We start from the raw sequence: 11,955 nt of genomic DNA, 5'->3' as shown, positions 1-11,955 counted from the left end.
GCGCGCCCCAGGCTCGGGCGACTCTCGGGAATCCGGGCCTCGCCGGCAGGAACAATCGATCACCACGACCCGTGACTCGGGATTTTCAGAGCTTCTTCGTCATGAACACGCTGTACGGGTCGTACTCGTAGTCCGCGAACGGCTCGCAGTACTCGAAGCCGAACTTCTCGTACAGCCTCCGTGCTGGCAGGAAGAACTCGCTCGCCCCGGTCTCAAGGCTCAGCCGGGTGAATCCCATGCGCCCGGCCTCGGCGATGATGTGCTCCAGCAGCAGGGACGCCGTCCCGCTGCGCTTGCGTGCCGGCGCGCTGCGCATCGACTTCACCTCGGCGTGCCCCGCGTCCAGTCTCTTGATCGCGCCGCAGCCCACCAGGTTGTCACCGTCCATGACCGACCAGAAGGTGACCTCGGGCCGGCGAAGCCCGTCCAGATCGAGGGCGTGCTTGCTCTTCAGGGGTGTGACGGCTCGCATCTCCTGGACGTGCTCGTCGAGAAAACCGGCGATCTCCGGACCGGAGAGGTCGTCGAGGACAATCTTCATCAGGTTTCCCTTTCCGGAAGTTCGGTTCCGCGGACGCCAGATCACATTCTGGGGCCTCTTGGAGCCGATCCGGCCGTGGAGCGGCCGCCGACGCATCGGCCACCTCCTACCGATCCGCCGGAGCGGCCTTTCCGGTGGCGGCGAGGTATGCGACCGCGGCCGTGCAGACGAGCAGGGCGGTCCAGTTGTTGAGGCGCAGACCGAGGATGTGGGGGGCGGGATCGATGCGGAGCCACTCGATCCAGGCGCGACCCGCACTGTAGGCGGCGGCGTAGAGCGCGAATGTCCGGCCGCGGTCGAGCCGGAACCGTCGTTCGGCCCAGATGACGAACCCGGCCACGCCCAGGTTCCACAGCGACTCGTAAAGGAAGGTCGGGTGGTAGGTGGCGGTGGACTCCATACCCGGTGGCCGATGGGCGGGGTCGATCTCCAGCGCCCAGGGCAGGGTCGTCGGCCCGCCGTACAGCTCCTGGTTGAACCAGTTGCCCCATCGGGCGATCGCCTGCCCGAGCGCGATCCCCGGCGCGACGGCGTCGGCGAAGTCGCGCAGCGCGATGCCGCGCCGACGGCAGGCGAGCCACGCGCCCACCGCGCCGCCCGCGACGGCGCCCCAGATGCTGATCCCGCCCTCCCAGATCGCGAACGCGCGCAGCGGGTCGTCGCCGGGGCCGAAGTACTGCTGCCAGTCGGTGGCCACGTGGTAGATCCGGGCGCCGACCAGGCCTAGCGGCACGGCCCAGGTCGCGATGTCCTCGACCGCGCCGGGCTCGCCGCCGCGAGCGACCCAGCGGCGCCGGGTCACCCAGATGCCGACGAGGACGGCGAGCAGCATCAGCAGGGCGTAGGCGCGGATCGGGAACGGGCCGAGGTGCCAGACGGCTTGGGTCGGGCTGGGGATGGCGGTCACGGCGTCGAGTCTGGTTCAGCCGGGGCGGCGCCCGCATCGATCGCAACGCCGATCATGTGATCAGTCGACCGGTTGATGCCGAACGGACGGGAGGTTGATTATCGTCGGCGGTGTGGAGTCCTGGGAGCGGTCGCGACGCCGGTGGCAGCACGCCTTCTTCGCCTCATGGCTGGTGCTCACCTCGGCCGGCCCTCTGACGGAGGCGGGCCAGGTGCTCCCGGTGGTGCTGGTGGCCGGGCTGGCCGCCTGGTACGCGGTGTGGTTCGTGCTGCGCACGCCGCCCCCGGACGACGTGCCCACGCCGTACGTGCTCGGCGGTGGACTGCTCTGGCTGGGGCTGTTCGCGATCGACTCCTCCTTCCTGGTGGTCGCGTTGAGCGTCCTCGTGCCCTACTGCATGGACGCCGTGCGGGTCGGGCTGGTCGCGGTGGTGTCGTGCGCCGGGGGCTGGCTGTGGCATCGTTTCCACGCGACCGGGTCGATCACCTGGGCCGAGATCGTCATCGCCGCGCTGATCGCGACCAGCACGGCCGCCGCGGTCGGGTACTTCGGCTCGGTGTCCCGGCAGAGTGCCGAGCGCAAGCGACTCCTCGACCGGCTGCAGGTCGCGCAGGAGGCGCGGGCTGCGGCCGAACGGCAGGCGGGCGTGGCGGCCGAGCGGCAACGGCTCGCCCGTGACATCCACGACAGCCTGACCCAGGGGTTCGCCAGCGTGACGATGTTGCTCGAGGCGGCCCAGGAGACCCTGCCGGACAACAAGCACCTGACCCAGGCGCTGCGGGTGGCACGGGAGAATCTGGCGGAAAGCCGCAGGGTGGTGAGAGCACTGCGCCCCGGCCAACTCGACGAGTGCGGCCTGCCGGAGGCCCTGCGGCGGCTGTCCGGCAGGCTGTCGGACGAGACCGGCGTCCACGCGCACACCGTGATCACCGGCAGGCTCCGGCCGCTCGAGGCACGGGTCCAGGCGGAGCTGCTGCGCGTGGCACAGGAGGCGGTCGCCAACGTTCGCCGCCATGCCCGCGCCGAGCAGGTCACGCTGACCCTGTCGTACATGGAGGACCTGGTCGTGCTTGACGTCCACGACGACGGCGACGGTTTCGCTCCCGACAGGGCCGCCTCGGGACACGGCCTTTCGATCATGCGGGAGAGGATGGAGCAACTCGGCGGCACGCTGCTCGTGGAAAGTGCCCCGGGGGCGGGCGCCACGGTGGTGGCCAGCCTTTCCGCGGTGGCGCTGAGCGGGTCGCGATGACCGTCCGGGTCCTGATCGCCGACGACCACCCGTTGGTCCGCGACGGCATCCGGGCGGTCCTGGGCACCCAGGACGATCTGGAGGTGGTCGGCGAGGCGGTCTCCGGCACGGACGCGGTGCGTCTGGCGCGCGAATTGAGGCCCGACGTCACCCTGATGGACCTGCAGCTGCCCGGGATCGACGGCGCGACCGCGATCAGCAGGATCCGCGAGGACGACCCGGGAGCCAAGGTGATCGTCTTGACCGCCTACGACACCGACGGCGACATCTCACGCGCCATCGACGCGGGAGCCATCGGCTATCTCCTCAAGGACGTCGGCCGTGAGCAGTTGTTCGACGCGATCCGGGTGGCGGCGCGAGGGGAGAGCGCCCTGTCGCCGACGATCGCGAGCCGGGTGCTGTCGTGGGCGCGGGCCGACGCCCCCGATGCCCTCAGTGGCCGGGAGGCCGAGGTCCTCGGTGCGGTCGCCCAGGGGATGAGCAACAAGGCCATCGCCGCCCACCTGTGCATCAGCGAGGCCACCGTCAAGACCCACCTGCTGCACATCTTCGCCAAGCTTGGCGTGGACGACCGCACCGCCGCGGTGACGGTCGCCGCCTCCCGCGGCATCATCCGGCTGGACGGTCGGCCGCTTCAGCTGAGGTCGGCGGTGAGCCGGTCGCGTGGCGGGGAGGACGCGTGGTGACCGCCCAACTCCTGGCGGTGGACGCTCTGCCGGTAGGTCGCCGGGTCGTACTCCGGCGCGTCCTCAATCTCCTGCCTGGTCTGCGAGATGTGCACCTTGCGCTCGTCCTTGTCGATCCCGGTCACCGTGCTGGCCGGGAGCACGACCTTCCTGCCGGAGAGCCAGGAGCCGATGTCGGCCACGATGTAGCTGTCATCGGTCATGTTGCTCTCCTCCTCCACTCGGCCGACCTTGCCGTCGACGGCCTCCACGTCGAAGCCGATGACGCTCATCGTCTCGTCGGGACCGTAGACGCCCTCGCGATAGCTCCACAGACCTTCGCTCGTCATGTGCGGGCTCTCTCCTTGTCACGATGTGTGTGGCCCCCCGACTACCCCTCGCGGCCGAGATAAACGGTGCGGCGGATGGCCGTCCTTCGCCGGCTGTCAATCGTGCCCGGTCACCTCGGTCCGGAAATCCGGGATGTCTTTGTCGATGCTGGTAAATCGCAGGAATTATGGGCCTTTGCCGCCGTCTCGGAGGCCCATGTGGGCGCCGCGACTCCGTACCGGAAACGGATGTAAGGACAATGCCCCGGACGGTATGCCGAATGGCCGCCCAGATAAGGAGGGGATCAGTGGTTCACGGATCGGACAGGGATCAGACGAGGATCACCGTCATGTCGCGTAAACGTCGCGACATCGTCACTGCGGTCCTCACCGTGGCCGGGCCCGCCGCCACCGCCGTTCTCGCCCACGCCGACCGAGATCGAGCCAGACGGGAATGGTGACGGTACGCGCCCGAGTGGTGGGGACCGCTTGACCACACCGGGTGAAACCGTCGGGGAAGGGTTCCAGGAAAGACCCTCGCGGCCGAACCCGGGGAGAAAGACGAACCTGTGAGCTGCCTCACCTACCGTTTCTGATATATCTCCCGTATCAGTAAAGTCTCTCCGGTTATCCTTGCACCCGTGCCCGTGTACGTGGCCGTGGATCTCGGACCTGAGAACGGCCGGGTATTGACCGGCGAATTCGATGGTGAACGGCTCTCGGTGCGTGAAGTGCACCGTTTCGCCAACCGGCCCGTCCGCGTTCTCGACGGCCTGTACTGGGACGTGCTCGGACTTCTCACCCAGGCTCGCGGGGGCATCGCGCTGGCCGCCGCCCGCGACCGCCTCACCAGCGTGGGCGTGACCGCCTGGGGCGGCGACTTCGCGCTCCTCGACCGCGACGGGCGGCTGCTGGCCAACCCTCGCCACCATCGCGACCCCTACACCTCCGGACTGGCGGGACTCGTCTCCTGGCAGGACCACTACGAGCTGACCGGTGTCCATCCGGGTCCCGGCACCACGGCCTGCCAGCTGCTGGCGCACGCCGGTTCCCCGCTCCTGGACGCGGCCGACCACCTGACGATGGTGCCGGACCTGTTCACGCTCTGGCTGAGCGGCGAGATGCTCACCGAGCGGACGATCGCGAGCACCAGCCAGCTGCTGGACGTCAGGACCGGCCGCTGGGCGAACAGCATCGTCACCCGCCTGGGCCTGCCCCGCCACCTGCTCGCCGACCGGCTCACCGAGCCCGGCACGGTCGTCGGCCCGCTGCGCGGCGAGAGCGGAGGAAACGGTGGGAGCGGCAGGAGGGGTGGCGACCGGAACGGGAGAGGCCGCGCCGCGCCCATGGTCGTCGCGGTGGCGGGCCACGACGCCGCATCCGCGGCGGCGGCGCTTCCCGTCTCGTCCGGATCGGTGGGCTATGTCTCTTTCGGCCCCCGCTCGCTGGCCGGGCTGGAGCTCGACGCGCCGGTCACGAGCCGGGAGGCGAGACTGGCGGGCTTCACCAACGAGGGCGGTGTCATGGGGACCGTGCGCTTCACCCGAACCCTCAACGGCCTGCTGCTGCTTCAGGAGTGCCGCAGGGCCTGGGGGGTGCGCACCTCGTACGCGGATCTGGTCGCCGAGGCCGCGGCGGCACCCGCCTTCGGTCCCCTGATCGACCCCGGCCATCCGTGGTTCCTCGAACCCGGTGACATGCCGGCCAGGATCGGGGCCTACTGCCGCTCGACCGGCCAGGCACCGCCCGCCGACCGCGCGCAGACGGTGCGCTGCGTCCTGGAGAGCCTCGCCTGCTCCTACCGGTGGGCCCTGGAGCAGGCCGAGTTCCTCAGCGACCGGCGGGTGGAGGCCGTGCACCTGGTGGGGAGCGCGGCCTCCAGCGACACTCTCTGCCGGCTCGTCGCCGACTTCGCCGGACGGCCGGTGCTCGCGGGCCCCGTGGAGGCGACCGCCGTGGGCAACCTGCTGGTCCAGGCGATGGCCGAGGGCCGTATCGGCTCCCTCACCGAGTTGCGCGAGGTGGTCCGCCGCTCGTTCAGACCCCGGCCGTTCTCTCCCTCGGGGCAGCGGGAACCGTACGAGATCGCCTACTCCCGCTACCGGCGGCTGACAGGGACCGAGGGAGGCTGGAACGGCACGGAGCACGGGCCGGCCGCCGGGTACCGGATGCGCCCGGCCCGTCACGCGGCGTCGGCACCGCCGGTGACGTCACCGGCGACAGCGACGTCAGTGGGACTCGCGGGCGACCGCGTCACCGCTGGAGCCGACGAGGAAGTCGAGATCGGCTCCCCGGTTGGCCTGCATCACGTGGTCGACGTAGAGGCGTTCCCAGCCCCGTGAGGGCGCGGCGAACGCCTCCCGCATGGTCTCCGAGGGCAGGCGCCTGGCCAGGTCCTCCGGCGGGATGTCGATGTCCAGGCGCCTGGCCTCGACGTCCAGGACGATCGGGTCACCGGTCTGCACCAGGCCGAGCGGGCCGCCCGCCGCGGCCTCGGGCGACACGTGCAGGACCACCGTCCCGTACGCCGTGCCGCTCATCCTGCCGTCGCAGATCCGCACCATGTCACGCACCCCGCGCTCCAGGAGCTTGGCCGGCAGGGGCAGGTTGGCCACCTCGGGCATCCCCGGGTAGCCCTTGGGGCCGCACCCGCGCAGCACGAGCACCGTGGAGGGGTCCACGTCGAGATCGGGATCGTCGATCCGCGCGTGCATGTCCTCGACGCTGTCGAAGACCAGGGCACGGCCCCGGTGGCGCATCAGCTCGGGCGAGGCCGCCGCGGGCTTGATGACGGCTCCGGACGGCGCCAGGTCGCCGTACAGCACGGCGATGCCCGCGGCCTCCTGCAGCGGCCGGTCACGCGGGCGGATGACGGTCTCGTCCCAGATCCGCGCCTCGTCCAGGTGGTCGGCGAGCGGCCTGCCCGTCACCGTCAGCGCCTCCGGGTCCAGCAGGTCGCGCACCTCGCGCAGCACGGCCAGCAGCCCGCCCGCACGGTGGAGGTCCTCCATCAGGTGCCGGCCGGCCGGCTGCAGGTCGGCCAGGAGCGGCACCCCGGCGCCGGCGCGGTCGAAGTCGTCGAGAGAGAGCTCTATGCCGAGCCGGCCCGCGATGGCCAGCAGGTGCACCACCGCGTTGGTGGATCCGCCGACGGCGGCCAGCGCCACGATCGCGTTGAGGAACGACCCCCTGGTCAGCAGGGCGCTGGGACGCAGATCCCGCTCGACGAGTTCGACGGCGAGCCGCCCCGTCTCATGAGCGCCCTCCAGCAGACGGCTGTCGGGGGCGGGCGTGCCCGCGATGCCGGGGATGGTGGTGCCGAGCGCCTCGGCGACGCAGGCCATGGTGGAGGCGGTGCCCATGGTGTTGCAGTGGCCCCTGCTGCGGATCATCGACGACTCCGAGCGCAGGAACGCCTGCTCGCTCAGGGTGCCCGCGCGGACCTCCTCGCTGAGCCTCCACACGTCCGTGCCGCAGCCCAGCTGCGCTCCGCGGAAGGTGCCGGTGAGCATGGGCCCCCCGGGAAGCACCACCGCGGGCAGGTCGACCGAGGCCGCGGCCATCAGCAGGGACGGGATGCTCTTGTCGCAACCGCCCAGCAGCACCACACCGTCGATCGGGTTGGCCCGCAGCATCTCCTCGATCGCCATCGCGGCCATGTTGCGCCACAGCATCGCGGTGGGCCTCACCAGCGTCTCGCCCAGCGAGACGACCGGCAGGTTCATCGGGACGCCGCCGGCCTCCCAGACGCCCCGTTTGACGCCCTCGGCCACCTCGTCGAAATGGGAGTTGCACGGTGTGAGATCGGAGGCGGTGTTGGCGATGGCGATGTGCGGACGGCCGTCGAAGGCGTGCGAGGGCAACCCTCGCCGCATCCAGGCTCGATGGATGTAGGCGTTGCGATCGTTTCCCGCGTACCACTGCGAGCTACGTCGTTCCGCCGTCACGTTTTCAGCCCCATTTGCCGAACGGTAGTCTACGGAGCCCGATTCTTGTACCTCTGTTACCTCTGTCCCCGCCCGGCGGTGCCGTCTGGAAGGTTCCAACCGTGAGAGCGTTCGTTGTGACCGGGCCCCGCCGCTTCGCCGTGCTGGACGTCGATCCGCCGGTTCCCGGCCCCGGACAGGTCGTCGTCGACGTGGAGCGGGCCGGGGTGTGCGGCACCGACATGGAGTTCTTCAGCGGCGACATGGCCTATCTCGAAGAGGACCACGCCCGCTATCCCATGCGGCTCGGCCACGAGTGGTGCGGGACGGTCTCCTCGGTCGGCGAGGGCGTCGACGGCGGCTGGATCGGCACCCGCGTCACGGGCGACACCATGCTCGGCTGCGGCAGGTGCCGCCGCTGCCTGGGCGGGCTGCAGCACGTGTGCGAGGACCGCTTCGAGATCGGCATCCGGGGCGGCTGGCCCGGCGCCCTCGCCGAGCGCCTGCCCGTGCCGGTCACGGCGCTGCACGCCCTGCCGGACGCGGTCGACGCGGTGGCCGGGGCCATGGTCGAGCCGGGCGGCAACGCGTTGCGGGCCGTCGAGGCCGCGGCCCTCGCCCCCGGCGACCGGTTGCTGGTGCTGGGGCCGGGGACGATCGGCCTGCTCGCCGCCGGGTTCGCCCTGGCACACGGGGCGGAGGTGCACATCATGGGCCTGTCGGAGCCGTCGCTGGAGTTCGCCCGCACCCTCGGGGTGCACGGGGCGTGGACCGCCGACCGGCTTCCCGGGCTCCCGTTCGACGCCGTCATCGACGCCTCCAACGCCCCCGGCCTGCCCTCCCTCGCCGTCGATCTGGTGGAGCCCGGCAAGCGGGTGGTCTACATCGGCCTGGCGTCGACCCCCAGCACCGTCGACACCCGCCTGCTGGTGCTCAAGGACATCACGGCCGTCGGCATTCTGAGCGCCTCGCCCGGCCTGGCCGGGGCGATCGAGCACTACGCCTCCGGCTCGGTGGACCCCCGGCCGCTCGTGGCGGCCGTCGTCGGGCTCGACGAGGTGGGCGAGATCCTCTCCGGTTCCCGCCCCGCGGGCTCCGGTCCCGGCCCCAAGATCCACGTCGACCCCCGGGCCTGACCTGCCCTTCTCAGCCCTTCAGGCCGGTGTGGGCCAGGCCCTCGATGAACTGTCGTTGCGCGAGCACGAACACCACGAGCACCGGCAGGGCGGTCATCGAGGCGGCGGCGAGCTGGACGTTCCACATCGGCCCGCCGTAGGCGTCGACGAACTGGGTCAGCGCCTGCGGGAGGGTGAACTTCTCCGGCGAGGAGAGGTACACGATGGGTTCGAGGTAGAGGTTCCAGCTGTGCAGGAACGTGAAGATCGCGACGGCACCGAGCGCGGGGCGGGCCAGCGGCAGCGCGACCCGGTAGAAGGTGCCGAACCGGCCGAGCCCGTCCACCCGGGCGGCCTCCTCCAGCTCACCGGGCAGGCTGATGAAGAACTGCCTCATGATGAAGGTGGCCAGCACGCCGGGCGCGCCGAGGATCGGCACCAGGATGAGCGGCCAGTGGGTGTCGGTCAGCCCGAGCCCGTGGAACATCTGGAACAGCGGGACGATCGTGACCTCGCTCGGGATGAGCAGCCCGAGCAGTACGACGACGAAGAGGACGTTCTGGCCGGGGAAGCGGATGCGCGCGAAGGCGTACCCGGCCATCGCGGCCACCGCCATCGTGCCCGCCGTGACGACCAGGGCGATGTAGAGGCTGTTGAAATACTGGCCCGCGAAGGGCTGGAGCCGGAAGACCTGCCCGTAGGCCGAGAAGTCCCAGTCGGCGGGCAGCAGCCTCGGCGGGAAGGCGAAGATCTCGCTGACCGGTTTGAGGGACGAGGTGACCATCCACCAGGTCGGGAAGACGAACGGCACGCACAACACGCACAGCACGCCGTACAGGAGCGTCTTCAGCCGTACCGGTATCTCACGTCTCATTGAAGACCCACCTCCTGCGCATCCGCCACTGCACGACGGTGAGCAGCGCCACGATCACGAACAGCAGGACCGACAGCGTCGCGCCGTATCCGAAGTGATGGAACTGGAACGCCTGCTGGTACAGGTAGTAGACGAGGACGGTCGTCGACATTCCCGGGCCGCCCTGGGTGAGCACCGCGATCTGCGCGAACACCTGCAGCGACCCCACCACGGTGATGATCGAGGTGAGCAGGATGGTCGGGCTGATCAGGGGGACGGTGATCCGCAGGAAGCGGGTCCACGCCCCGGCGCCGTCCAGTTCGGCGGCCTCGTACAACTGGGCCGGCACCCCTTGGAGGGCGGCGAGGAACAGCACCATGTTGAGGCCGACGTTCTTGAGGACCTGTACGACGATCACCGAGAGCATCGCGGTGCCCTCGCCGCGCAGCCAGTTGGGGCCGTCGGCCCCGGCGACGGCGAGCAGGCCGTTGAGTCCGCCGTCGTCCTGCAGGAGAAACTGCCACACGATCGTCCAGGCGACGAGCGAGACCACCACGGGCGAGAAGAACAGCGTGCGGAAGAAGGTGGTCCCGCGCAGCCGCTGGTTGAGCAGGATCGCGAGGAGGAGGGCGAGGCCGAGGTTGAGCACGACCAGCCCGGCGGAGAACAGCGCGGTCCCCGCGAGGACCTCGCGCAGGTTCGCGTCGGCGAGCAGCCTGTCGTAGTTCTCCCCGCCGACGAACTCGAAGGTCCCGGCGAGCACGTTCCACTCGTGCAGGCTGTACCACAGGACGAGTCCGAGCGGCAGGAGCACGAACAGCAGGCTGCCGAGGAGCTGCGGGGCGACGAGCAGGTATCCGACCAGGTTGTCGCGGCGGCGCGTGGTCCAGAACACCTGGCCTCCACCGCCGCCGGAAACCTCGCGAGCCCGGCGGGCCCGCCGGGGGCCGTGAGGCAGGCCCTCGGCCTCCGTGCCCTCCGCCGCCCGGCGGGTTGCCCGGTCGCCGGTGACCGGGCGGGCGTCGGCCCGGCCGGTCACCGCGGATCGGGGGTGTGACGCGGCCACGTCACGCACCCAGCATCGGCTGGATCTTGGCGCACACGCCGCCCAGCACGGCCTTGACGTCGGCGCCGGGCTGCCAGAGCGGGTCGAGCGCGGCCCGTACGGTCTGCGACAGCTCCGCCTGGCCGGTGTGGTTGGGCTTGACCACGCCCTTCTCGATGCCGCCGATCACGACCTCCTGCAGCTGGCCGGGCTTGAGCAGCGGGTTGCTCTTGGCGAGGGTGTCGGCGGTGAGCTGGGAGGCCCGGGGCGGCGGGAAGTAGGCGGCGAGCTTGGCCGAGTTGCCGGGGTTGGTGAAGAAGGCGAGGAAGTCGGCCGCCAGCTCCGCGTTGGCGGACTGCTTGAAGACGCCCAGGCCCGCCTGGCCGATCACCGAGTACTCGCCCTTGGGCCCGGCGGGCAGCGGCACGAGGTCCCAGCCGAACTTCGCCTCCTGCAGGAGCGAGGCGCGGGAGATCTGGGTGATGGTCATCGCCGCGTCGCCCGCGAAGAAGTCGGCCGTGGTGCCGGGGCCGGGGAAGGCCTTGTCGGTGAAGATCGACTTGTGCAGGAACGTCATCGCCTCGACCATCTCGGGGCTGTCGAACCCGCAGCTCTTACCGTCCTCGCTCCAGGCCTGGGCGCCCCAGCCGCCCCACACCGTGGAGAGGTTGTCCCAGCCCTTGTAGTCGAAGTCGCGGACGACCATGCCCGCCTTGCCGGTCTCGGCGGCGACCGCGGCGTTCTGGGCGGCGACCTTCTCCCAGGTCCACGTGCCGTCTTCGATCATCTCCGCGGGAGGCTTCTGGCCCGCCTTCTTGAGCAGGTCGGTGTTGACGAACACGCCGAACGGCGAGGTGGAGAACGGGTAGGCGTACAACTTGCCCTCGGCCTGCCAGAGCTTGACCGCCGAGGGGGTGAGGTCGTCGAACTCGTAGCCCTCGGCCTTGCGCAGCGTGTCGTCGAGCGGCGTCAGCGCGCCGGAGGAGACGAAGTCGGGCGCGGAGTTCTCCAGGATCCAGGCCAGGTCGGGGGCGTTGCCCCCGGCGATCTGGGTGGTCAGGGTCGTGGTGTAGTTCTCGAAGGGGAGGGGGTCGAACTTGATCTCGCCGACGTCGGGGCGCGTCTTCCGGTATTCGGCGGCGATCTCGTCGAACAGCTTCAGGTGGGCCTCGTTGGAGGTCCAGATCGTCATGCGCAGCGGCTGCGGGCCCTGTGCGGCGGGGGCGGCCTCGCCTCCCCCGCCGCACGCCGTCAGGGTGAGCAGCGCCGCCAGCGCGACGGCCGCGGGCTTCGCGAATGTCCTCATTGTCCGATCTCCTTGC

11 protein-coding genes are annotated in these 11,955 nt (G+C 70.6%); 4 read left to right on the top strand and 7 right to left on the bottom strand.

All coding sequences use genetic code 11. The features are described from left to right. Positions 1-85: 85 nt before the first annotated feature. Both ACIBH4_RS22610 and lgt read right to left on the bottom strand, forming a co-directional pair. Positions 86-541, bottom strand: coding sequence for a GNAT family N-acetyltransferase (locus tag ACIBH4_RS22610; protein ID WP_362765432.1), 456 nt, complete (start codon positions 539-541; stop codon positions 86-88). Positions 542-647: 106 nt separating this feature from the next. Next, the gene (lgt, locus tag ACIBH4_RS22605; RefSeq protein WP_362511402.1) at positions 648-1,448 is read right to left on the bottom strand and encodes a prolipoprotein diacylglyceryl transferase; all 801 of its coding nucleotides are present in this window, start codon (positions 1,446-1,448) and stop codon (positions 648-650) included. Between the two features lie 112 nt (positions 1,449-1,560). Between lgt and ACIBH4_RS22600 the strand changes: the two genes are divergently transcribed. Both ACIBH4_RS22600 and ACIBH4_RS22595 read left to right on the top strand, forming a co-directional pair. After that, positions 1,561-2,700 carry a sensor histidine kinase gene (locus ACIBH4_RS22600; protein WP_362511406.1) on the top strand — a complete coding sequence of 380 codons (1,140 nt, stop codon included), beginning with the start codon at positions 1,561-1,563 and terminating at the stop codon, positions 2,698-2,700. Beyond that, positions 2,697-3,386 carry a response regulator transcription factor gene (locus ACIBH4_RS22595; protein WP_362511409.1) on the top strand — a complete coding sequence of 230 codons (690 nt, stop codon included), beginning with the start codon at positions 2,697-2,699 and terminating at the stop codon, positions 3,384-3,386. Before ACIBH4_RS22600 ends, ACIBH4_RS22595 begins: the two co-directional genes overlap by 4 nt. Here ACIBH4_RS22595 and ACIBH4_RS22590 read toward each other — a convergent pair. Continuing rightward, positions 3,335-3,715: a PRC-barrel domain containing protein gene (locus ACIBH4_RS22590; protein ID WP_362511412.1), complete on the bottom strand. Its 381-nt coding sequence runs from the start codon at positions 3,713-3,715 to the stop codon at positions 3,335-3,337. The two genes, ACIBH4_RS22595 and ACIBH4_RS22590, sit on opposite strands and share 52 nt — an antisense overlap. A 620-nt stretch (positions 3,716-4,335) precedes the next feature. Here ACIBH4_RS22590 and ACIBH4_RS22585 point away from each other — a divergent pair. Then, entirely contained in the window at positions 4,336-6,036 is a 1,701-nt protein-coding gene (locus tag ACIBH4_RS22585) for a rhamnulokinase family protein (protein WP_399172743.1), read from the top strand. On the opposite strand, the gene ACIBH4_RS22580 is transcribed toward ACIBH4_RS22585, so the two are convergent. After that, the gene (locus tag ACIBH4_RS22580) at positions 5,923-7,641 is read right to left on the bottom strand and encodes an IlvD/Edd family dehydratase (RefSeq protein WP_362765435.1); all 1,719 of its coding nucleotides are present in this window, start codon (positions 7,639-7,641) and stop codon (positions 5,923-5,925) included. The two genes, ACIBH4_RS22585 and ACIBH4_RS22580, sit on opposite strands and share 114 nt — an antisense overlap. Positions 7,642-7,742: 101 nt before the next feature. On the opposite strand from ACIBH4_RS22580, the gene ACIBH4_RS22575 reads away from it, so the two are divergent. Beyond that, on the top strand, positions 7,743-8,756 hold the full coding sequence (locus ACIBH4_RS22575; protein WP_362765437.1) for an alcohol dehydrogenase catalytic domain-containing protein: 1,014 nt from the start codon (positions 7,743-7,745) through the stop codon (positions 8,754-8,756). 10 nt (positions 8,757-8,766) lie between these two features. Here ACIBH4_RS22575 and ACIBH4_RS22570 read toward each other — a convergent pair whose 3' ends face one another. Genes ACIBH4_RS22570 through ACIBH4_RS22560 form a run of 3 tightly spaced genes read right to left on the bottom strand, consistent with a single transcriptional unit; the run spans position 8,767 to position 11,939 of the window. Then, positions 8,767-9,609, bottom strand: coding sequence for a carbohydrate ABC transporter permease (locus ACIBH4_RS22570; RefSeq protein WP_362511424.1), 843 nt, complete (start codon positions 9,607-9,609; stop codon positions 8,767-8,769). Next, complete coding sequence (locus tag ACIBH4_RS22565) at positions 9,599-10,654, bottom strand: carbohydrate ABC transporter permease (protein ID WP_399172740.1); 1,056 nt, start codon at positions 10,652-10,654, stop codon at positions 9,599-9,601. Before ACIBH4_RS22565 ends, ACIBH4_RS22570 begins: the two co-directional genes overlap by 11 nt. Position 10,655: 1 nt before the next feature. Continuing rightward, positions 10,656-11,939 (bottom strand): sugar ABC transporter substrate-binding protein, encoded by a 1,284-nt coding sequence (locus tag ACIBH4_RS22560; protein WP_362769698.1) that lies wholly within the window; start codon positions 11,937-11,939, stop codon positions 10,656-10,658. Positions 11,940-11,955: the final 16 nt, after the last annotated feature.

This window comes from Streptosporangium sp. NPDC050284, assembly GCF_044459525.1.
GTDB lineage: Bacteria > Actinomycetota > Actinomycetes > Streptosporangiales > Streptosporangiaceae > Streptosporangium.
The sequence above is the reverse complement of the archived record's forward strand: the minus strand, read 5'-3'. Positions and strand labels throughout refer to the sequence as shown.